Origin of the sequence: Pseudomonas sp. NPDC087612 (assembly GCF_044743505.1) — a bacterium.
Classification (GTDB): Bacteria; Pseudomonadota; Gammaproteobacteria; order Pseudomonadales; family Pseudomonadaceae; genus Aquipseudomonas.
Window position 1 is genome coordinate 348,756 of the sequence record NZ_JBIUWO010000002.1, and the last position, 21,450, is coordinate 370,205.

The window sequence follows — 21,450 nt, forward strand, 5'->3', positions numbered from 1 at the left end:
GCCATGAGCGAAAGAACCACGTCAGCAAGCTGGGCATCAGGGATCGTCAAGGCACTTGAACTGGAAGGGCTCGATTGCCGTGCCATGTTCAAGCAACTTGGCCTGGATTTCACCGCGCTGGACGATCCCGACGCACGCTTCACCCAGGACTCCATGACCCGCCTGTGGCAGTTGGCGGTCGATCTTTCCGGCAACCAGGCGATCGGCCTGAACATGGCGCGGGTGGTACGCCCGGCGTCCTTTCATGTGGTCGGCTACGCGCTGATGTCGAGCCGCACCCTGGCCGAAGGTTTCGAGCGGCTGGTGCGCTATCAGCGGATCATCGCCGAAAGCTCCGACCTGAGTTTTCGCCTTGAGCCCGACGGCTATGCGTTGATTCTGACCGTGCATGGCGATCACCTGCCACCCACCCGGCACAGTGCCGAAGCCTCGCTGGCCTGCGCCCTGGCGCTGTGCAGCTGGCTCAGCGGGCGAGTGATCCAGCCGCGTCGGGTGCTGGTCCAGGGGCCGCAGCCCAAGGACTTGGGCCCGTACAAGACCGCATTCCATGCCCCGCTGGTGTTCAGCGCGCCCTACGATGCGCTGGTGTTCGAGCGCGCTGATATGGAGGCGCCGCTGCCGACGGCCAACGAGGCCATGGCCACCTTGCACGACCGCTTTGCTGGCGAATACCTGGCGCGCTTCTCGGAAAGCCGGGTTACCCATCGTGCGCGCCAGGTGTTGTGCCGGGTTTTGCCCCAGGGCGAGCCCAAGCGCGAAACCATCGCCCAGGCCCTGCACCTGTCGCAGCGCACCTTGCAGCGGCGCTTGCAGGAAGAGGGCACGAGCTTTCAGACGCTGCTGGACGATACCCGCCGCGAGCTTGCCGAGCAGTACCTGGCGCAAGCCAACATGACCCTGCTGGAGGCTGCCTATCTTCTGGGTTTCGCCGACCCGAGCAATTTTTTCAGGGCGTTTCGCCGCTGGTTCGATGTCACCCCTGGCGAGTACCGGGCGCGCTTGAACGGGGCCGCGGCGGCCCCGTCAGAGGGTGAGCCGGTCAGTGACGCCAGAACGCCGGCATACACAGCACCAGCACCGTAATAATCTCCAGACGCCCGAGCAGCATGCCGAAGGCCAGGATCCACTTGGCCGCATCCGGCAGGGTGGCGAAGTTGCCGGCCGGGCCGATGGTTTCGCCCAGGCCCGGGCCGACGCCCGATACGGTGCTGGCGGCGCCGGTCAGGGCGGTCATCCAGTCGACACCCAGCAGCGACAGGGCCAGGGCGATGACGCAGATAGTGATGGCGAAGAAGAACGAGAAGGTCAGGATCGAACGCACGATCTCTTCATCGAGGCGGTGGCCGTTGTACTTCTGCTTGATCACCGCCCGGGGGTGAATCAGCTGGTTCAAGTTGGCCTTGAGCAGGATGTAGGCCACCTGGAAGCGGAAAATCTTGATGCCGCCAGCGGTCGAGCCCGAGCAGCCGCCGACAAAACCCAGGTAGAAGAACAGCATCAGCGAGAAATTGCCCCACAGGCTGTAGTCGCCCAGGGCGAAGCCGGTGGTGGTGACCACCGAGGTGACGTTCAGGGCCACGTGGCGCAGGGCGTCGAGCCAGTGCAGGTTGGTGGTGGCCCAGTACCAGGTGCCAAGCACCAGCCAGGTCGCCACCAGCATCGCCAACAGGCCCTGGACCTGCTGGTCCTTGATCAGCGCCTTGCGGTTGCCGCGGATGGTCGCCACGTACAGGGCGAACGGCAAGCTGCCGAGGATCATCACCACCACCGCTACCCAATGCACCGCCGGTATGTCCCACTTGGCCAGGGACTGGTCGGAGGTAGAGAAACCGCCGGTGGAAATCGCCGACATGGCGTGGTTGATCGCATCGAAGGCGTTCATGCCCGCCAGCCAGAAGGCCAGGGCGCCGAGGGTGGTGATGCCGATGTACACCAGCACGATCGACTTGGCGACCATGTGCGAGCGTGGCATGACCTTCTCGGAGCGGTCCGAGGACTCGGTCTGGAACAGGCGCATGCCGCCGATGCGCAGCAGCGGCAGGATCGCCACGGCCATGGCGATAAAGCCGATACCGCCGAGCCAGTGCAGCAGCGAGCGCCACATCAGGATACCCGGCGACATGCTGTCGAGGCCGCTGAGTACGGTGGCGCCGGTGGCGGTAATGCCGGACATGCTTTCGAAAAAGGCGTCGGTGTAGCTGATGTGCTGGGTCAGCAGGAACGGCAGGGCGGCGAAGATGCACACCACCAGCCAGCTGCTGACCGTCAGCAGGTACATGTCGCGCGGGCGCAGGTGCACGTGCTCGGGGCGGCCCTGGATGATCAGCGCCAGGCCTGCGATAAAGGTGATCATGCTGGCCCACAGGAACGACGGCAGGTCGCCCGTGCGGTCGAAGATCACCAGGGTGGCCATGGGCACGACCATGCTGATCGCCAGGGTGATCAGGAAGATGCCGATGATGAAACCAATGATCCTTAAGGTCGGCAACGCCATGTGATCTGCTCTGACTCAAAACGGAAGGGCGCCATTCTACCTATGGACCTTTTTAAGTAAACGCTAGAATAGCCCGACATTTATCCACAAGGGGTAGCCAATGGAGGCTCTCGACGCATTGCTCAACCGGGTTTCGGTTCCACGTCTGCTGGATCCGGCACCCAATACCGCACAACGCGAGGCGCTGTTTCAGGCCGCCCTGCGGGCACCGGACCACGGCCAGTTGCGGCCCTGGCGCTTCTTGACGGTCGAGGGCGAGGCGCGGGCCAAGCTTGGCGAACTGCTCGCCGAAGCGGTCAAACTCAATGGCGAGACCGGCCAGGCGGCGCTGGACAAGGCCCGGGCCATGCCGTTGCGGGCGCCGTTGCTGGTGGTTGTGGTTGCGCGGCTGCAGGATCACTTCAAGGTGCCGCAGTCCGAGCAGCGCCTGGCGGCCGGTTGCGCGGCCCACGGTATTTTGCTCGCGGCTCATGCCCAGGGTATTGGCGCGGTATGGCGTACCGGTGAGCTTTCGTACAGCAAGCATGTGGCCAAGGGATTGGGGCTGGCGGACAACGAAGAGATCATCGCCTTCCTGTACCTGGGTACTCCACAAAATGAACCGCGCACCGCGCCGGTGCTGGCGACGGCTGATTTTGTCAGTGCCTGGGAGTAGCAGCGGGGGTTAGGGCCTCATCGCGGGGCAAGTCGAGGCGTCGCACCGCCGCTCCCACAATGTAGGAGCGGGCTTGCCCCGCGAAGCTATATTGAGTCAGGCCTTGCCAGTGGCAACTCTAGCGTGGCAACAAACCCGCCCTGGGGATGATTGCCCAGGCTCAAGCTGCCGCCATGGCGCTCCGCCGCCTTGCGCGCAATGGCCAGCCCCAGGCCATGGCCTGCGGCACTCTGCCCGGGCGCCCGGTAGAACGGCTCGCCCAGCTGCGCCAGGTGCTCTGCGGCCACTCCCGGGCCATGGTCACGCACACTCAGCACAATCTTGTCGCTTTCGCGCACCCCGGTGATTTCAATCGGCTGCCCGGCCGGGTTGAAGCGCACGGCATTGCGCAGCAGGTTATCCAGCGCCCGTTCCAGCAGCGTCGGCCAGCCTTGCAGGTTGAGCCCGGGTTCATGCTGCAGCAGGATCTCCTGCTCCGGCGCGCCCAGTTGCGCGTCCTTGTGCACGGCGGCCAGCAGGGCATCAAGGTCCACCGGTTCGGCCCGTGCCTGTTCGGCATCGACCCGGGCCAGCACCAGGATCTCACTGATCAGCGCTTCGAGGCGGTCGCATTCGCGGGTCAGGCGCGGCCACAGGGCCTGGCGCTGCTCGGGTTCGGCGCGTTCGGCCAGGGCCAGGGCGATACGCAGGCGTGCCAGCGGCGAGCGCAGTTCATGGGAAACGTCACGCAATAGCTGGCGCTGGCTGCCGATCAGGCTCTGCAGCCGCGCACCCATGCGGTTGAAGTCGTTGGCCAGTACGCCGAACTCGTCACGGCGGTTGGCCAGGCGCGCCAGGCTGTTCTGCTGGTAGGTAGTTTGCCCCAGGTCATGCACGGCGCCGCGCAAGCGGCTCAGCGGGCGGGTGATCGACAGGGTCACCAGCAGGCTGAACAGGGTCAGCACCACCAGGGCGATGCCTAGGGCGCTCAACGGCCAGAGCAGGCTGTCGCGGTGCCAGGCATCCAGTTCCGGGTGCGGGATGCGATAGATCAGCAGGTAGGTCTCGCCGCTGTCGGGGCTGGTGTATTCCTCGGTCAGGCGGCGCCACGGCAGGCGCCGGTCGTCGTTGTGGCGGCGCGCCTCGAAGGCGGCGGCGCGGCGCGGGAAGGTGCCGGGCACGACGGCGTCGCCACTGTCGTTGAGCACTTGCACATCGATGTTGTAGCGGCGCTTGCGGTGTTCGAGGTAATGCTGGGCGTATTCCGGCCCTTGCTGTTCATAGCGCTGGGTCCAGTTCTTGGCCAGGGTATTGAGGCCCGGGTGGCGGCTGAGAATCCAGGCGTCCTGGTTCAGCATGTGCCCGAGCAGGATCGACAGCCCGGCAACCAGGGCGATGGCTAGCCAGAAACTGGCCAGGATGCGCCAGAACAATGAACGCAAAAGAGGCACCTCTAACGGAAAAAGCCCGGCCTGCTGGGGCAGGCCGGGCGGGTGGCTGACAGCTTACTGGGCCTTGTTGGCTTTTTCAGCTTTCCAGGCTTGGAACTCGGCCCATTCGGCGCGGCGTTCATCCTGCTTTTTCTTCATTTCGTCGAACTGTTTTTGCTGTTCGGGTTTGAGCAGGGCGCGAATCTCGGCCTGGGTCTTGTCCTTCTTGGCCTTGAGCTCGTCTTTCAGGGCCTTCTGGTCAGCGGCCGGGAGTTTTTCCAGGTAGCGCTGGGTGATTTCCTGACGGCTTTTCATCTGCTCGCCCATCAGCTTGCCGATCTGCTGGCGCTGTTCGCGGCTCAGGTCCAGCTGGGCGAAAGGCGCTCCACCGCGGTGGTGCTCGCCGTGGCGCGGGCCGCCGGCATCTGGCATGGCCATGGCAACGGTGGGCAGAGCAGCGGCGAACATCAGGGCGATAAGGGTCTTGCGCATGGTGACTCTCCTTTCTGAGGCCGGTCGTTACCGGATGTGCCCAGTCTAGGGAGATCAAGGTCAGCGGCGGTCAGGCAAGGGTAAAGCTTGGGTAAAGATGCCTGCGCGCCGTGCTGACATTACAGGCTGTAGTAGTAGCCGCGGCTGCGCAGGGCGACGATGCGCGGGCGGCCATCGGCGTGCGGGCCGATCTTCTTGCGCAGGTTGCTGACGTGCATGTCCAGGCTGCGGTCGTACAGGGTCAGCTTGCGGCCCAGGGCGATCTGCGCCAGTTCCTGCTTGTCCAGCGGCTCGCCGGGCTGGCGCAGCAGGGCTTCGAGGATGCGGCTCTCGGAGAGGGTCAGGGCCAGCTCTTGCTCGTCGATGCTGACCACGCCGCGGGCCGGGCTGAAGCACAGGTCGCCGATTTCCACCTGGCTCGGCGTCGCGTTGGGGTGGCTGCGGCGCAGCACGGCGCGCAGGCGGGCGGTGAGTTCACGCGGGTCGCAAGGTTTGGCCAGGTAGTCATCGGCGCCCAGCTCCAGGCCGAGAATCCGGTCCAGCGGCTCACCACGGGCCGAGAGCATCAGCACCGGCAGTTCGGCGTGTTCGCTGCGCAGCTGCTTGAGCAGCTCAAGACCGCTGCCGTCGGGCAGCATCACGTCCAGCACGACGGCGGCCGGCGCCTGTTCGGCCAGCGCCTTGCGGGCGCTGTGGCCATCGTGGCAGGCACGTACCACGAAACCTTCCTGGGTCAGCCAGCTGCCGAGCAGCTCGCAGAGTTCCTGGTCATCATCAATCAGTAACAGCTCGCTCATGACTCACTCAATTCAACCATTGCCGACGCTTTCTGTGTCCGCCACTGGCAAAGATACCGCAGAGTGCTGCAAACAGGGCAACTGCGCCACCAATCAGGAACCATTGTTGCTGCTCGGTGATGAGTTTCGGCGCGGCGCTGGCCTGCAATTCCTTGAGTGCCAGCTTCAGTTTCTGGTTTTCCTGGCGCAGACGGGTGAGCTGGGCGCTTTCGCGTTCGCTGTCGGCGTTGTGCAGTTGCTGGACCAGGGTTTCGCGCAGGCGCTCGCTTTCTTTGAGGCGCTGTTGCAGCTCGGTGATCTGGCTGCCGGCACTGAGCGACAGCGGGGTGCTGGAGCCGCTGGGCTCTTCAGCCTGGGCCAATGGGGTCAGCAGCAACAGGCACAGCAGCAGGGACAACGGACCTTGACGCATCGGAACTCCTGATTCCATTGGATGGTTCAGGAGGTTGTCGGCCATCGGGCGAGAATAATGAGCATTTGCCAAGAGAAAGCTGCAAGGGGCGGTGTGCCGGCTTGGCCACCGCCCTGCGGCATTACGGCAGGACTTGCTTGAACGGCTTGACGATGACGTTGGCGTAGACGCCGGCGGCAATGTACGGATCGGCGTCGGCCCAGGCCTGGGCGGCGCTGAGCGAGTCGAATTCGGCGACGATCAGGCTGCCGGTGAACCCGGCGGCGCCCGGGTCGTTGCTGTCAACGGCCGGGTGCGGGCCGGCCAGTACCACGCGGCCTTGCTCCTTGAGCTGCTGCAGGCGTTCGATATGCGCCGGGCGCGCGGCCAGGCGTTTTTCCAGCGAATCGGCTACGTCTGTGGCAATGATGGCGTAAAGCATGTCATTCCTCGTGCTTGGGAGTGGAAGGCGGAGTGCTCGGGTCGCTGTCGTGCAGGTGGCGCGACAGGTACACGCCCTGGGCCACCAGGAACAGCACGGTCATGCCCAGGCTGCCGAACACCTTGAAGTCGACCCAGAAGCTCTGGAAGGTGAAGGCGACGAACAGGTTGGCCGCGCCACAGAACAGGAAAAAGCCGATCCAGGCGATGTTCAGGCGCGTCCATACCGGCTCCGGCAGGGTCAGGGCGTGGCCCATGATGCGCTTGATCAGCACCCGGTCGCCGATGAAGTGGCTGCCGGTGAAGGCCAGGGCGAACAGCCAGTTGACCACCGGCGCCTTCCATTTGAGGAAGGTTTCGCTGTGGAAGGCCAGGGTCAGGCCGCCGAACACCAGGCAGGCCACCAGGGTCAGCCACTGGCCTTTCTCCAGCTTGTGTTGGCGAAGGAACAGGGCGCCGTAGACCACCAGCGAGCTGATGATCAGCATCGCCGTGGCGCTGTAGATGCCGCCCAGTTCGAAGGTGTGCCCGGCGAATTCGACGGCACGCGGTTCAAGCTTGTAGACGATGAAGAACAGGAGCAGCGGGATGAAATCGATGAATTGTTTCACAATGGCAGCCAGAAGCAGGATGTGACGGCATAATAACAAACATCAATGACAGCGAAAGCGCCACCTATGAATGTTGATCTGCACTGCCACAGTACGGCCTCCGACGGCGCCTTGTCGCCAACGGTTCTGGTCGCCCGGGCCCATGAGCACGGCGTGCGGATGCTCTCGCTGACCGACCACGACACCCTCGAAGGCCAGCTCGAAGCCCGCGCCGCCACCCAGGCCCTGGACATGCACTGGGTCAGCGGCATCGAGCTGTCGTGCACCTGGGGCGGGGCGACCATTCATGTGCTGGGCTACAACTTCCCCCTCGACGCCGCGCCGTTGCAGGCCGCCGTCGAGTCGCTGCACCGTGGTCGCTGGTTGCGTTCGGAAGAAATCGACCGACGGTTGGCACTCAAGGGCATGAAGGGCGCGCTCGACGGCGCGCGGGCCATCCAGCAGGAACTGGGCGACAGCGGCAATGCCCCGGCGCGCCCGCATTTTGCCGAGTACCTGGTGCGCGCAGGCTATGTAAAAGACCGCGCCGAGGCGTTTCGCAAGTGGCTGGGGGCCGGCAAGCTGGGCGACGTGAAGCTGCACTGGCCAACCCTGGAGGAGACCGTCGAGACGTTGCGCCAGTCCGATGCCTGGGTCAGCCTGGCCCACCCGATGCACTACGATTTAACCCGCAGCAAGCGCCGCCGGCTGATTGCCGACTATATTCAAGCAGGCGGGCAGGCGCTGGAAGTGGTCAACGGCATGATGCCGGCCGAACAGGTAGGCACTCTGTCGATCCTGGCCCGTGAATTCGGTCTGCTGGCCAGCGCCGGCAGTGATTTCCATGGCCCTGGCACCTGGGGCGAGATCGGTGTCTACCGGCCATTGCCAGAGGACCTGCCACCACTGTGGCGCCGATTCAAACATGAGCAGCCTATCGCGGCAGTCTGAACAGGAAGAGAACGTGAGTCAGTTTTTCCAGATTCATGCGGAAAACCCGCAACCGCGCCTGATCAAACAGGCCGTCGAAATCATCCGCAAGGGCGGCGTGGTGGTTTATCCCACCGACTCCTCCTACGCCATGGGTTGCCAGATCGGCGACAAGAACGCGGTTGAACGGGTTCGTCGCCTGCGTCAGCTGGACAAGAACCACAACTTCACCCTGATCTGCTGCGACCTGTCGCAGATGGGCCTGTTCGCCAAGATCGACACCGCCACCTTTCGCCTGCTCAAGGCCCATGTACCGGGGCCGTACACCTTCATCCTCAACGCCACCCGCGAAGTGCCGCGCCTGCTGCTGCACGAAAAGCGCCGCACCATCGGCCTGCGCGTGCCGTCCAACCCGATTGCCCTGGCCCTGCTCGAAGAGCTCGGCGAGCCGCTGATGAGCGTCAGCCTGATCATGCCCGGCGAAGACCAGCCGATGACCGATCCCTACGAGATTCGCCAGGCCCTGGAGCATCATGTCGACCTGATCGTCGATGGCGGCTTTGGAGACCTCAAGGCCTCGACCGTGATCAACCTGGCGGGCGATGAGCCGGAAGTGATCCGCGTCGGTTGCGGCGACCCTGCGCCGTTCATGGTCGAAGCGTGAGCCAGGCGACCACCCCCCAAGGCAGTATCGACCCGCAAGCAGGCGCCCAGCAGGAACTGCCGCTAGTGCTGGTGTATGGCGAAGCCATGACCGAGATGCCGGTGGACCTGTACATTCCGCCGGATGCCCTGGAAGTGTTTCTGGAGGCCTTCGAAGGGCCTCTGGATTTACTGCTGTACCTGATTCGCAAGCAGAACGTCGACATCCTCGACATCCCGGTGGCGGAAATCACCCGCCAGTACATGGGTTACGTCGAACTGATGAAGACCGTGCGCCTGGAGCTGGCCGCCGAGTACCTGGTGATGGCGGCAATGCTTGCCGAGATCAAGTCACGGATGCTGCTGCCGCGTTCGGCCGAGGTCGAGGAAGAAGAGGCTGACCCGCGTGCCGAACTGATCCGCCGGCTGCAGGAGTACGAGCGCTTCAAGGCCGCCGCCGAAGGCATCGACGGCCTCAGCCGGGTTGGCCGCGAGGTCATCGTGCCGCGCCTGGACGCGCCGCAGGCCAAGGTGCGCAAGCTGTTGCCCGAGGTCAGCCTGGAAGAGCTGCTGGTGTCGATGGCCGAAGTGCTGCGCCGTGGTGATCTGTTCGAAAGCCACCAGGTCAGCCGTGAGGCGTTGTCGACCCGCGAGCGCATGAGCGAAGTGCTTGAGCGCCTCAGGGGCGGCGGCTTCGTGCCCTTCGTCGAGCTGTTCAGCGCCGAGGAAGGCAAGCTCGGGGTGGTGGTGACCTTCATGGCGATTCTCGAACTGGTCAAGGAATCCTTGATCGAACTGGTGCAAAATGAGCCCTTTGCGCCGATCCATGTCCGCGCCCGCGCCGAGTAACAACTGAGCAAGCCCATGAACCTGAACGAACCGCGCGACCTGGCGCCCCTGCTCGAGGCCTTTTTGCTGGCCTCGGGCAAACCGCAATCCCTTGAGCGCCTGTACGAATTGTTCGAGGAAGCCGAGCGCCCGGAACCTGCGGTGTTCAAGAAAGCCCTGGAGGTGCTGCGCAAGTCCTGCAATGGCCGCGCCTTCGAGCTCAAGGAGGTGGCCTCGGGTTACCGCCTGCAGATCCGCGAAGACTACGCACCCTGGGTCGGCCGGCTGTGGGAAGAGCGCCCGCAGCGCTACTCCCGGGCCCTGCTGGAGACCATGGCGCTGATCGCCTACCGCCAGCCCATCACCCGCGGCGAGATCGAGGACGTGCGCGGTGTGGCGGTCAACACCAACATCATCAAGACCCTGCTCGAGCGCGAGTGGATCCGCATCGTCGGCTACCGTGAAGTGCCGGGTAAACCGGCGATGTTCGCCACCACCAAGGCCTTTCTCGACCACTTCAACCTGAAGAACCTCGATGACCTGCCGCCGCTGGCCGAGTTGCGCGAGATGGAGCCTGAGCCCGAACCGGTACTGGAACTGGACGATGCCCCGGTACCGGCGCACCTGCAGGCCCTGGCCGATGCCAGTGCCGAGCCGCAAGAGCCCCAGGAAGAAACCAGCTTCCGCAGCCTGTTGACCGAACTGGACGCCATGGAAGAAGGGCTCAAGACCGATTTCGATGACCTGGTCGACGACACCCAGGTGGATCTGGACGACGAGCCGTTGGCAACCGAACCGCAGACGCCGCATCAGTAACCCTGGCCTTCGGGCGGATAGACCCGGCAACTTTTGCAATTTCGGCTAGTCTCAGGTGCGTTCACGCTGCGATCAGCGTATGATTCGCGACCCTTTTTGGCGCTTGTTCGCCATACCAGATTTTCGTAAATACACCGGGAGGTGCCCAGCATGAGTGAAAAAGACCTGCAAGAAACCCAGCCATTGCCGCCATCAGGCGAGAAACTGCAAAAAGTTCTTGCCCGTATCGGCGTGGGCTCGCGCCGCGACGTCGAGGCCTGGATCAGCCAGGGCCGGATCAAGGTCAATGGCGTCAATGCCACCCTTGGCCAGCGCGTCGACCTGCACGATGCGATCTCGGTCGACGGCCGCGTGATCAAGCGCGAAGAAGCTGCCGAAACCGTGCGCCGGGTGATCATGTACAACAAACCCGACGGTGAGATCTGCACCCGTGACGACCCGGAAGGCCGTCCGACCGTGTTCGACCGCCTGCCACGGCCGAAAGAAGGCCGCTGGATCAACATCGGTCGCCTCGACATCAACACCACCGGCCTGCTGATGTTCACCACCGACGGTGAGCTGGCCAACCGCCTGATGCACCCGTCCTACGAAATGGACCGTGAGTATGCGGTACGTGTGCGTGGTGAAGTCGACGAAGACATGATTGCCCGCCTCAAGGCCGGTGTCGTGCTCGAAGACGGCCCGGCGCGTTTCACCGACATCCAGGAAGCCCCTGGCGGTGAAGGCTTCAACCACTGGTACCACTGCGTGGTGATGGAAGGTCGCAACCGTGAAGTACGCCGCCTGTGGGAATCCCAGGGCCTGGTGGTCAGCCGTCTGAAGCGCGTGCGTTTCGGCCCGGTGTTCCTCAACTCCGACCTGCCGATGGGCCGCTGGCGCGAAATGAGCCAGCAGGAAGTCGACATTCTTGCCGCCGAAGTGGGCCTGACCCCAGTGGCCATGCCGGCCCTGAACCACAAGAGCAAGGACAAGCTCGAGCGCCTGCAGCGCAAGTCCACCCGTCCGCTGGGCCGTGGCGAGCGCGTGCGCACCCTGCGTCCGGCCCAGGATGGCGCTGCAACCGGCGAGCGCCCTGCGCGCCAGCCTCGTGGTGAAGCCGAGCGTCCGGTTCGCCAGCCCCGTGGCGACGAGCGTCCGGCCCGTCAGCCGCGTGGTGAAGCGCCGCGTAAGGACAGCGGCCGTGGCAGCAGCACCGTGGCCGAGCGCCCAAGCGACATGAACAAGCGCGGCAAGCCGGCGCCCAAGCGTCCGGGCAGCACCCGCAACAAACCGCGCCCGTAAGTCGGGCCGGTTAAACAAGCCAACCTTCGGGTTGGCTTTTTTTTGCGCAAATTTCCTTGTCTTACAGACACTTCCGTAAGCCGTGGAAAGTTTTTACACCATCATGTAAATAAATCGTTACAAATATCAGCCGGTACACGGGCCCTGGCTGGAGATTTCTATGGGTGTAAACAGAACTTGCCGAAAGCCCCGGGCCAGGGCGCTTTACCTGCCCGTCAACAGCTTGTTCGCAGGCCCCGGGAGCGGTGAGATAGGCGCCATTGCCGTGTGCAAAGCCGGGCCGGAGAGCCGGGCATTCAATAAGAACAAATGGAGGCGCCATGTACGCCGATTACCTCCCCAGGCTAGAACCCTTCCTCAGGACCGGTGCGTTTTGTCGTCAGACAGTCACGCAACGTGTTGACCCCTGCGCGTCTGTAGGGGTATACAATGCGCCGCGTTTTAACTGTGACCCCAATGCGTACCGCGCACTCTTGCTGACACCCGGCTGATTCGCCCACGGCTTATGCCCTGGACGGGCAGCAGTTGGCCAAGATCCTCAAGGTAATCACCTTGTTAATTCCGCTGCGCCACGAGCGCGGTGGGTCCGATTCCGTCACAGATAAAAACAAGCAGGTGACTTCGTTCATGAGTGGACAAAACACGCATTCAGGCGAGCTGAAACGCGGCCTGAAAAATCGCCATATCCAGTTGATCGCCCTGGGCGGTGCAATCGGTACCGGGCTGTTCCTGGGTTCGGCCGGGGTGATGAAGTCGGCGGGCCCGTCGATGATCCTCGGCTATGCGATCTGTGGCTTCATTGCCTTCATGATCATGCGCCAGCTCGGCGAGATGATCGTCGAAGAGCCGGTAGCCGGCTCCTTCAGTCACTTCGCGCACAAATACTGGGGCGGTTTTGCCGGCTTCCTGTCGGGCTGGAACTGCTGGGTGCTGTACATCCTGGTGGGCATGTCGGAGCTCACCGCCGTCGGCAAGTACGTGCACTACTGGTGGCCGGAGATCCCGACCTGGGCCTCGGCGGCTGCTTTCTTCATCCTCATCAACGCGATCAACCTGGCCAACGTCAAGGTGTTCGGCGAGGCCGAGTTCTGGTTCGCGATCATCAAGGTCCTGGCCATTGTCGGCATGATCGCCCTGGGCAGCTGGATGCTGGCCAGCGGTAGCGGCGGCCCGCAAGCTTCGGTGAGCAACCTGTGGGAACACGGCGGCTTCTTCCCCAATGGCGTCAGCGGCCTGGTCATGGCCCTGGCGATCATCATGTTCTCCTTCGGCGGCCTGGAAATGCTCGGTTTCACCGCTGCTGAAGCCGACAAGCCGAAGACTGTGATCCCCAAAGCGATCAACCAGGTGATCTACCGCATCCTGATTTTCTACATCGGTGCCCTGGTCGTGCTGCTGTCGCTGACCCCATGGGACAGCCTGGTCACCAGCCTCGATGCCGCCGGTGGAACCTACGGCGCCAGCCCGTTCGTGCAAGTGTTCTCGCTGCTGGGCAGTGATGTTGCTGCGCACATCCTCAACTTCGTGGTGCTGACCGCGGCGCTGTCGGTGTACAACAGCGGTACCTACTGCAACGCCCGTATGCTCTACGGCATGGCCGAACAGGGCGATGCCCCGGCGGGCCTGGCGAAGATCGACAAGCGCGGTGTGCCGGTGCGTTCGATCCTGGCTTCGGCAGCGGTGACCCTGGTCGCGGTGCTGCTCAACTACTTCATCCCGCAGCACGCGCTGGAGCTGCTGATGTCGCTGGTAGTGGCCGCCCTGGTGATCAACTGGGCGATGATCAGCTACTCGCACCTGAAGTTCCGCCAGCACCTGAACAAGACCGGCCAGACCCCGCTGTTCAAGGCGCTGTGGTACCCCTATGGCAACTACATCTGCCTGGCCTTCGTGGTGCTGATCCTGGGCATCATGCTGCAGATCCCGGGCATCCAGATCTCCGTCTACGCGATTCCGGTCTGGCTGCTGGTGATGGTGGTCTGCTACAGCCTGAAAACCAACCGCAGCAAAGCGGCGGCAGCGGCTACCCCGGCCTCGCTCAAGCGCTGATTCACACGGTTGAAAAAACGCCCCGGTTATCCGGGGCGTTTTCGTTTACAGGTAAATGATCTCGATCGTCGCCGAGCCGTCGAGGTGGATGTCCTGGCGGTTGTCCAGTTCGCTGGTGGCGGCGATCACCGGCATGATGTTGATTGGCGTGCTCAGGTGGCGGATGGCGATCGGGCCGTTGCTGTTGTTCTCGACATCATTGAAGCCGAGCAGGGTAGTGGTGGTCAGCGCTTTGCTGGTGCTGCCTGCGGTGCTCCAGCCGGTGCCGCGGGTCGACTGGGTGAGGTACACCGCCGGCAACTGGTCGGCGCTGATGTGCAACGGGTCGATCTGCACCTCGTACAGGCCGATTTTGTTCTCGCTGGCATCGCGGCCCAAACCGTAGAAATTCAGCGAATCGACCACCGCCGTGCCGTCGCGGTTGTCCTGCATCAGCAGGGCATAGCGCGCCGGGCTGTCGCACTGGATCGACAGGTTCAGCTGACGCGTGGGCAGGCGCGTGCGCTTGTCGCTGTTAAGGCTCTGCAGGCTGATCTTGCCGTAGTCCACCACCCCGCCCTGGGACAGCAATGGCGTGCAGGCCGCTGGCTGGATCTGCCATTGCAAGGCCAGTTCGGCAGTGCTGCCGGAGGCCGGGGCAGCGAACTGCCCGCTGCTGCGCAATGAGGTCGACTCGCGCACTTCGAAAGCCTTGGCAGACAGCTCGGCTTCGAACACCAGGGTCAGATTCAGGCTGCGGCCTTGCACGGCTTTGCCGGCCCGGACCGGGACCATGCCGCTACGCGGCTGCCAGCCCAGCGAGGCGCTGGCCGGGCCCGGCACGGCGCCGGTTTGTTCGATCCGGGCCAGGTCAACGCGTTCGCCGTCGACCACGGCATCGGCGGCACGTATTCGGTAGTGCCCGCCAGCGGCGAGTTCGAAGCGCTCGCCGTCCAGGGCATTGGCTGTATAGAACACACTCAGGTCGGTGCTTTCGCTGCAGCTCAGGGTCAACTGCGCGGATTTCTCCGGCAGTGCCAGGCCTGGGCTGCCGGGCTGCAGGCGGCTGCGGTCGAGGGTGCCATAGTCCAGCGGCGTCGGCGTGATCTGTAATCGGCATTCATTGGCGAAGGCTGTCAGCGGCAGGCCGAAGAGCAGGAGCATTGCAAGCTGGGGTTTGTACCGGGTGTTCATGATTTGACGCATCCTCACCAAAGCGGTGTATGGAAGGACGACACAAGGTGTAGCTGCCGTCTGGCGTCATGTCGTCGCGAAGGGGGGTCAACTGCAGGTGCGTTGGGCCTGGGTGTAGTAGCTGTCGCTGCTGGCGCCGGTATCCGGGTCGAGGGTGACGCGGCATTCGCGGGCCTGGTGGTCGCTGATGATCAGGTGGCCGATGTCGGCGCTGTTGTCGATGAACACCAGCCCGCCCGGTTGCACCAGGTTGATGAAGCGGCCGCGATCGTCGAACACCGACGCGCCGCTGGGCAATGGCTGGCCGCTGCTGTCGAGCAAAGTCAGCAGTACCCGGCGGACACTCCAGGCGCGCAAGCTCAGGCGCGGCACCGCGCCGCGAGTGGCGCGCAGTACGCCGGCGCCCTGGTCGACGTTGATGTGGGTCGGCAGGCTCTGGGTGTCGACCTCGACCGGGCTTTTGCCATAGGCGGTGAGCGAGGCCACCACCGCGTTGCCGGCATGATCGGTCCACACCGGGCCGCTCGGGGTGCTGGCCTTGACGCCGGGGGTGTCGGTGACCGAGAGGATCGCGAAGGTATCGCGGATCGGGTAGGGCGAGGGGGTGATCCCGGCCCCATGCACGGCGATGCCGCCGCGCAGGCCGAGGTTGTAGTTGCTGTTGTCGCCGTCGCCGCTGTAGTTCAGGTCCAGCTGGGTGTAGCGCGGTAACGCCGAAAGACCGGCGCTGGCCAGGGTGCTGGAATCGCCGGAACGATGTTCGGCGCCCAGACGATAGCCAAGGCTGTCACTGACCTGCTCGTTGTAAGCCACCGTGCTGGTGGTACTGCTGTCGTTATGGCGCACGCTGCTGCGCAGGCGCCGGCGACCATCCAGGGGGATGCTGGCACTGAAATACACGGCGTCATCGTTGTAGCCGTCGCTGCTGCTCAGGGCTTTTTCCACCGTCGCCGAGAGTGTGACACCGCCGTAGCTGTTGCCCCAGGACAAAAACAGCCGTTGCGTGCTGTCGTGCTCGTAGTAGGTGCTTTGCGTGTATCCCAGGTTGAGGCTGCCCAGGGCGCGGCTGGCCCAACGCAGGCTGGTGCTGAACTGGTCGCGGTAGCTGGAGGCGAACTGATCATTGTCGCGGTAGGTGCTGTCGAGCAGTTCGCGGTAGCCGCGGCTGCGGTGGTTGGCGGCCACCAGGCTGCTCCATTGCTCGTGCATTTGCCAGTTGAGCTGGCCGCCCAGTTGCGCGCCCTGTTGATCGAGGCTGCTGGCTTGCGCGCCGATGGCAAACACCTCGGTGCTGAGCTGCGGCGTGAGCGCGGTGCCGAGGCTGGCGCCAAGGCTGCGATAGCCCTGGGCGAGGATCAGGCCGCTGCTGATGACCGAGGTATTGCCCAGGGCGCCAGACTGACCCAGGCTCACCACCGCCGGGTCGTCGCTGCCATGGCCATGGCTGCGCACCACGCCGGCGCCGACGCTGTAGCCGCTTTGCGGGCGGGCGCTGGCGGCGAGGCTGGCCGGTACGCGAAAGCGCCGTTGCTCGCCATTGGTTTCGATCACCGTCACTTCCAGGTCCGAACGCGAGGTGATGCGCGGGATGTTGGTGAGGGTGAAGGGCCCGGGCTGTACCACGGTGCTGTACAGCAAGGCGCCGTTCTGGTGCACCTCGACCCGCGCCTGGCTGTTGGCGATACCCTGCACGCTGGCGTTGTCGAGCTGCGAGAGCAGGCCATACTCCGGCGTGAGCTGCGCGCCAATGATCTGCGCGCCGTTGAGCACCGGGTTGACCAGGCTGATCTCGCCGGCCTGGAACAGGCTGCGGTGCTGGGCGAAGCTGCGTTGCACATAGGTGTCGAGCATTTCGCTGCGCATCTTGCCATCGAAGCGGCTGTGCACCTGGCGGCTGCGCAGGATCCAGTTGTCCAGGTTCAGGCCCAGTTCGGTATTGGCCGCGGCATAACGGCTGGACTGGCCATCGTAGCGGTTGAACGAGCTGAAAATGTCGTAGTTCAACAACCCGGCAATGCCGCCCTGGCTGTAGTCGTCGGACAATTGCCGCTCGTCCAGCAGCGCCTGGTCCGGTACGAACAGTCGCACCTGGTGCTGACCGGGTTGCAGTTCGACCTGGGCTTGGGGGAACGCTGTGGCCAAGGCCAGGCAGTCCGGATCGGCAGGCTGCTCCTGGGCATCCAGGGTGGTGGACCACTCGGCGGGTTGGCGCAGCCCGGCGAAGGCCAGCAAGGGATTATCGACGCACAGGCTGCCATCCTCGCCGAAACGCGCCTGGGTGGTGCCCTTGTCGCGGCCGTTGACGCTCAAACTGATCTGCTGACGCCCTGGCGGGAAGCGGGTTTGCCGGCCAAACAGGGCGGCCAGCTTGGGGTCGATACCGCGCTGGCGCAGGACCTCCTGGTCGAACACGCTGTGCCCGGGCGCTGCGGCTTCATTGGCGGCTCGCGCCGGTTTGAAGGTCTCAAGCCCCAGCAGGGTCAGGCACAGGCCCAGTATCAGTTGCTCGCGTGGTCGCGGTTTGCCAATGGCATTGTCGATGACCTTCACAGGATGCGTGCCTCGTATGGATCGACCGCAAAGCCATAGACCGTGGCCGGCTGAAAGCGCACGGTGTTGGCCGCAGCGGCGGCATCAGGCAAGTCGAGGGTGATGGTTTGATTGGCCAGCAGGTAGGTGCGGCCAAGGTCCAGGGCGTGCTGGCCGGGCAACAGTTTCAGCTCCTGGGCCAGGCGCACCACGTAGGGGGTGTTGTTCTCCACCCGCAGTTGCTTGCCGTCGATGCGCCAGGTCAGGCCTTTCCACGGTTCGCTGTTGCGCGCCAGGCCCTTGGGATGGAGGATCACCGGCAGGTTCTGGCGCACGCCGAAGTTGACCCGCATGGCCCCGGGATCGCCCGCTGCGGTTTCGCGGATACCTTCGAAGATCACCCGGCGCAAGCGTTGGGTCTGCAACTGTTCCTTGCCGACGTAGTGGAAGATCACCTGTTGTTCTTTGCCGGCTTCGACCCGCGCCACCGTGGGCTGCACCACCAGCAGGTTGTCGGTGTCTTCGCTCGGGTTTTCGATAAATACCGCCAGCAGGGCGGCATGCGGATCGGTGTTGGTGACCACGAAGTCGCTGCCGTTGGCGCGGGCTTCTTCAACGATCACCACCGAGGTTCTGGGCACCATACCGTCGGCGTGTGCCTGCATCAGGGGTAGGGTGCAGATAAAAATCGCAGGCAGCAGGCCGCCGGCAAAGGATTTGCACGCAATAGTCATGGTTGTAATGTTCTTGTGCGGCGTCGGGCGCAGCTCCCCTTGAGTTGCATCCGGCAAGCTCATGGCGGGGGAGTGCACTGGCCGTGGGTCATGGCCGGGGTGCGAGGGTTCCCTGTTCGCGCCCCTTGGGATCTGCGGTCAGAGGTAGAACACTTCAATGGTAGAACTGCCATCGATAGGGATCGTGCCGGTGACGGTCAGGCTTTTCTTGATGTAGCCCCGAAGGTCCATCAGCAGGCTCACATTTCTGGCGGGGTCGGGGCGTAGTTGTATCGATTTGGCGATCCCTGCGCGAAAGCCCGGTGTTTTGCCGGTATCGGCCAGACTGCCTCGGTCGTCACCTAGTCCGCTCCAGGAATGACCGCCATCGTCTGAGTAGAAGTTGTACCCCTGCTCACCATCGATCAGGGTATTTTCGAATTCCCACGACATCATGTAAGAGCCGAAGCTTTCGCCCTCGTGCATGCCCAGGCCAAAGCGATAGTTTCGCGGATCAGTGGCATCTCGTCGATTATCATTGGCAGCCAGGGCAAAGGTGGTAGGGCCGTCGCAATCGATCGAGAGGCTCAGGGTTTTAGCCGGAAGCTTGTACTCGGTTGGCCCTTCTTCCAGATTGGACAAGGCAATGTTTCCGTAATCGACCACGCCACCATTGCCCAGGGTAGGGGTGCAGGCTGTCGGGGTAATGGTGCCGGTCACAGTGAGTTCGGCAGTGGAGGCCATGGCGTTGGCAGTGGCCAGGCTCATAAGTGCGGCAAGGCTCAGTACGGACTTTTTCACAGTACGGTCCTTCAAGTTCTGTAGGGTGCAAGTGTCCTGTCTCGCGAGCGCGGTTCCCCCGTCCTGCTGTCCAGCAGGCAGGGGAACGCCATTCGGCGATCAGGGGCCTTTTGTATCAGTTGGATAGCGGCCGTTGCCTTACAGGTACTTGACTTCGATGGTGGCGCTGCCGTCGAGCTCCATGGCCCCGTTCAGGGTCAGGTCTTTGTTGATGAAACCACCGACAATCATGGTCAGGTTGACGCTGGTCGCTGGAGCCGGCCCCAGTTCGCTGCCGGTGGTGGAGAAGCCCACCAGGTGGGACGGCGCACGTCCGGCGTCATACAGAACGCCGTCGAGGATATTGCTCCAGGTGTTGCCGTTGTCGTGAGATTCAATGGTATAGCCCTGGGTGCCATCAATCACGAGGGTTTCATAGTTCCACTTCATCGCGAAGTGACCAATGGCCTGGTCTTGATGGGTTCCCAGCCCGAACAGCCAGGGGTTGGCCGGGCTGCTGTCGCGGCGGTTGTCGTTGGCGATCAGGGCAAAGGCGGCCGGTGCGCTGCATTCGATGGAGAAACTCAAGGTTTTATTGGGCAGTTGGTAGCCAGCAGAAGTTTCTTCAAGCTCGGTCAATGCCAGCGAGCCGTACTCCACCTGCCCACCATTGCTCAGGGTGGGGGTGCAAGCGGCCGGCGTAATGGTTCCGGACACGGTCAGGTCGGTGGTGGCTGCCATGGCGTTGGCAGTGGTCAGGCTTATCAGCACGGCAAGGGACAATACGGACTTTTTCACAACGGTTTTCCTTTTAAGTGTTGGTGTTGGGTATTGCGATGTGACCCGTTTCGCGAGCGCAGTTGTCTGTTCCCTGTCGGACTTGCCAGGGAAAAACGTCGGGCGTTCGGCGGGCTCTAGTAATTACTTGTAACGCGTGGGCGTTCTGTTACCCGCTAGAGGTACTGCAACTCGATGGTCATGTGCCCATCGAGCAGCGCCTCATCGACATGGGTCATGTCGTTGCGCAGCCAGCCGGCCACGTCCAGTCGCAGGTTGAGGACTTCGGCTGCGCTGGGGCTGGTCTGCCCCCGCAGAGCAAAGCCCAGGCGTGACTCGGGCTTGTCACCCAGGTGCTCGAAGCCGCTGCCTGGGACTTTCACCCAGGTGCTGCCGCTGTCTTCGGAATACAGGGTGTCGGCCGGCAGGTTGTCGAGGGTGGCGCCGTTGTCGGGCCAGGTCGCGCTGTAGAAGCCGATGGCCTCTCCGCCGCTGGTAGTGCCCAGGCCAAACGCCTTGGGCAGGGGGATCGAGCTGCTGTCGCGACGGTTGCCGGTGGCTACCAGGGCAAAGCGGGTGGCACGGTCACAGATGATGCTGAAGGTCAGGCTGCGCGGCGCCAGGACCGAGTGGTCGGGGATGCCGGGCTGCGGAGTGAGATCGGGCATGCTGATGTTGCCGAAATCGACCTGGCCATTGCTGGAGAGCGACGGCGTACAAGCTGCAGGAGTGATGGTGCCGCTGATATTGACGTCGGTACTGCTGGCATGGGCGCCAGCACTGACGAAGGTCAGCAGTGCGGTCAGGGTGCACAAAGGCTTGGTGTTCATTATTCGGTCCTTTGAAAATGAATGAACCTCCGTGCCGTGGTTGGTCTTATGGTGGGGCCGGCAGCGGATGGCTCGTCAGGCGCGCTGGGCATGCCTGCTGTACCAGTTATCAGGGCGAGCCCTGATCCTGTGTCATCCGTGACGATTTTTCACACGTTTTGGCTAGACGATAGAACGTGCGAATGTTTGGTTTTATGTGCTTTGCTTGGCCTTGCCCAGGAGTAAACAGCGGGGGCATAGTGCTCGGCAAGGCTGTCTGTGTTGTTCGGATGCCGATTATGCCCAAAAAAATGTTCGTGTAAAGGGGTTTTGATTGAAAAATTGTGCAACAACTGCACCGAAATCGGCACAAAGCGGTGAACGATTGCGTCAGGAGCGTACCCGCCTGGGCCTTCGCCAGGATGATTTCGCCCAGCTTGGCGGGGTCAACCGCAATACCCAGGGCAGCTATGAAAAAGGCGAGCGCAACCCGGATGCGGCGTATCTGGCGGCGGTCGCCGGGGTTGGTGTCGATGTGCGCTACGTGATCACCGGTGTGCGCACGATCGATGATGGCGCTTCGTTGAATGAACCGGAGCAGCGATTGCTGGCTCAGTACCGATCACTGGCTATCGCTGACCAAGAAGTTGTGCATAGAATTGTCGGGGCCATGCACGACGCGAAGGGTAGTGGCGTATAGCTATTATCTCAATTTTCCTACGAAACGCTCGGAACGGTCCTGGTGGGTCCGCAGGGAATTGCTCGTAACGTCGATGCATTCAGTCTCGCTAGGGAAGGGTGATCATGTCGGAGCATAAAACCTGCGCATTCAACACGGAAAGTAAGGCTTCGCC

21 protein-coding genes and 1 pseudogene are annotated in these 21,450 nt (G+C 63.2%); 9 read left to right on the forward strand and 13 right to left on the reverse strand.

All coding sequences use genetic code 11. The annotated features are described in order from the left end of the window. Positions 1–3 precede the first annotated feature (3 nt). Positions 4–1,083 carry an AraC family transcriptional regulator gene (locus ACIOVF_RS05240; RefSeq protein ID WP_401288020.1) on the forward strand — a complete coding sequence of 360 codons (1,080 nt, stop codon included), beginning with the start codon at positions 4–6 and terminating at the stop codon, positions 1,081–1,083. Here ACIOVF_RS05240 and ACIOVF_RS05245 read toward each other — a convergent pair. Further along, positions 1,040–2,494: a TrkH family potassium uptake protein gene (locus ACIOVF_RS05245; protein WP_045200101.1), complete on the reverse strand. Its 1,455-nt coding sequence runs from the start codon at positions 2,492–2,494 to the stop codon at positions 1,040–1,042. The two genes, ACIOVF_RS05240 and ACIOVF_RS05245, sit on opposite strands and share 44 nt — an antisense overlap. Positions 2,495–2,594: 100 nt before the next feature. Here ACIOVF_RS05245 and ACIOVF_RS05250 point away from each other — a divergent pair, with 100 nt between their 5' ends. After that, the gene (locus tag ACIOVF_RS05250; RefSeq protein WP_213602085.1) at positions 2,595–3,149 is read left to right on the forward strand and encodes a nitroreductase family protein; all 555 of its coding nucleotides are present in this window, start codon (positions 2,595–2,597) and stop codon (positions 3,147–3,149) included. Between the two features lie 86 nt (positions 3,150–3,235). Here ACIOVF_RS05250 and ACIOVF_RS05255 read toward each other — a convergent pair whose 3' ends face one another. The 6 genes from ACIOVF_RS05255 to ACIOVF_RS05280 all read right to left on the reverse strand — a co-directional run bounded on the left by ACIOVF_RS05255 (position 3,236) and on the right by ACIOVF_RS05280 (position 7,290). Continuing rightward, on the reverse strand, positions 3,236–4,570 hold the full coding sequence (locus ACIOVF_RS05255; RefSeq protein WP_045200105.1) for a sensor histidine kinase KdpD: 1,335 nt from the start codon (positions 4,568–4,570) through the stop codon (positions 3,236–3,238). A 63-nt stretch (positions 4,571–4,633) separates the two neighbouring features. Beyond that, on the reverse strand, positions 4,634–5,050 hold the full coding sequence (locus ACIOVF_RS05260; protein WP_401288025.1) for a Spy/CpxP family protein refolding chaperone: 417 nt from the start codon (positions 5,048–5,050) through the stop codon (positions 4,634–4,636). Between the two features lie 119 nt (positions 5,051–5,169). Further along, a complete protein-coding gene (locus tag ACIOVF_RS05265) occupies positions 5,170–5,847 on the reverse strand; it encodes a response regulator transcription factor (protein WP_045200109.1) in 678 nt (225 codons plus the stop codon). Between the two features lie 7 nt (positions 5,848–5,854). Next, positions 5,855–6,259, reverse strand: a complete 405-nt coding sequence (locus ACIOVF_RS05270) for a translation initiation factor 2 (protein ID WP_045200111.1) — start codon at positions 6,257–6,259, stop codon at positions 5,855–5,857. 121 nt (positions 6,260–6,380) lie between these two features. Further along, a complete protein-coding gene (locus tag ACIOVF_RS05275; protein ID WP_045200113.1) occupies positions 6,381–6,680 on the reverse strand; it encodes a YciI family protein in 300 nt (99 codons plus the stop codon). Between the two features lies 1 nt (position 6,681). Then, positions 6,682–7,290, reverse strand: a complete 609-nt coding sequence (locus ACIOVF_RS05280) for a septation protein A (RefSeq protein ID WP_045200116.1) — start codon at positions 7,288–7,290, stop codon at positions 6,682–6,684. A gap of 66 nt (positions 7,291–7,356) precedes the next feature. On the opposite strand from ACIOVF_RS05280, the gene ACIOVF_RS05285 reads away from it, so the two are divergent. The 6 genes and pseudogenes from ACIOVF_RS05285 (at position 7,357) to ACIOVF_RS05310 (ending at position 13,815) form a co-directional block, all read left to right on the forward strand. Beyond that, entirely contained in the window at positions 7,357–8,220 is an 864-nt protein-coding gene (locus ACIOVF_RS05285) for a PHP domain-containing protein (RefSeq protein ID WP_045200118.1), read from the forward strand. Between the two features lie 13 nt (positions 8,221–8,233). Beyond that, positions 8,234–8,863, forward strand: coding sequence for an L-threonylcarbamoyladenylate synthase (locus ACIOVF_RS05290; RefSeq protein WP_045200120.1), 630 nt, complete (start codon positions 8,234–8,236; stop codon positions 8,861–8,863). A 128-nt stretch (positions 8,864–8,991) separates the two neighbouring features. Beyond that, positions 8,992–9,690, forward strand: coding sequence for a ScpA family protein (locus ACIOVF_RS05295; RefSeq protein ID WP_213604460.1), 699 nt, complete (start codon positions 8,992–8,994; stop codon positions 9,688–9,690). A gap of 15 nt (positions 9,691–9,705) precedes the next feature. Further along, positions 9,706–10,464, forward strand: a pseudogene (gene scpB / locus ACIOVF_RS05300) (SMC-Scp complex subunit ScpB); the annotation flags it as partial. 171 nt (positions 10,465–10,635) lie between these two features. Further along, a complete protein-coding gene (rluB, locus tag ACIOVF_RS05305; RefSeq protein ID WP_045200126.1) occupies positions 10,636–11,766 on the forward strand; it encodes a 23S rRNA pseudouridine(2605) synthase RluB in 1,131 nt (376 codons plus the stop codon). Between the two features lie 627 nt (positions 11,767–12,393). Continuing rightward, positions 12,394–13,815, forward strand: a complete 1,422-nt coding sequence (locus ACIOVF_RS05310; protein ID WP_045200547.1) for an amino acid permease — start codon at positions 12,394–12,396, stop codon at positions 13,813–13,815. A gap of 45 nt (positions 13,816–13,860) precedes the next feature. Here the strand turns inward: ACIOVF_RS05310 and ACIOVF_RS05315 are convergent, their stop codons facing one another. From ACIOVF_RS05315 to ACIOVF_RS05340, 6 genes are all read right to left on the reverse strand, one after another. Continuing rightward, positions 13,861–14,988 (reverse strand): DUF1120 domain-containing protein, encoded by a 1,128-nt coding sequence (locus ACIOVF_RS05315; RefSeq protein ID WP_401288033.1) that lies wholly within the window; start codon positions 14,986–14,988, stop codon positions 13,861–13,863. Between the two features lie 87 nt (positions 14,989–15,075). Next, entirely contained in the window at positions 15,076–17,538 is a 2,463-nt protein-coding gene (locus ACIOVF_RS05320; RefSeq protein WP_052676545.1) for a fimbria/pilus outer membrane usher protein, read from the reverse strand. Next, entirely contained in the window at positions 17,535–18,251 is a 717-nt protein-coding gene (locus ACIOVF_RS05325) for a fimbria/pilus chaperone family protein (protein WP_082075481.1), read from the reverse strand. Before ACIOVF_RS05325 ends, ACIOVF_RS05320 begins: the two co-directional genes overlap by 4 nt. Before the next feature lie 138 nt (positions 18,252–18,389). Beyond that, positions 18,390–19,031, reverse strand: coding sequence for a DUF1120 domain-containing protein (locus tag ACIOVF_RS05330; RefSeq protein WP_045200128.1), 642 nt, complete (start codon positions 19,029–19,031; stop codon positions 18,390–18,392). Positions 19,032–19,169: 138 nt separating this feature from the next. Then, the gene (locus ACIOVF_RS05335; RefSeq protein ID WP_401288037.1) at positions 19,170–19,808 is read right to left on the reverse strand and encodes a DUF1120 domain-containing protein; all 639 of its coding nucleotides are present in this window, start codon (positions 19,806–19,808) and stop codon (positions 19,170–19,172) included. Between the two features lie 155 nt (positions 19,809–19,963). Then, complete coding sequence (locus ACIOVF_RS05340; protein ID WP_401288040.1) at positions 19,964–20,617, reverse strand: DUF1120 domain-containing protein; 654 nt, start codon at positions 20,615–20,617, stop codon at positions 19,964–19,966. A 364-nt stretch (positions 20,618–20,981) separates the two neighbouring features. On the opposite strand from ACIOVF_RS05340, the gene ACIOVF_RS05345 reads away from it, so the two are divergent. Continuing rightward, a complete protein-coding gene (locus ACIOVF_RS05345) occupies positions 20,982–21,296 on the forward strand; it encodes a helix-turn-helix domain-containing protein (protein ID WP_045200134.1) in 315 nt (104 codons plus the stop codon). The last annotated feature ends 154 nt before the right edge of the window (positions 21,297–21,450 follow it).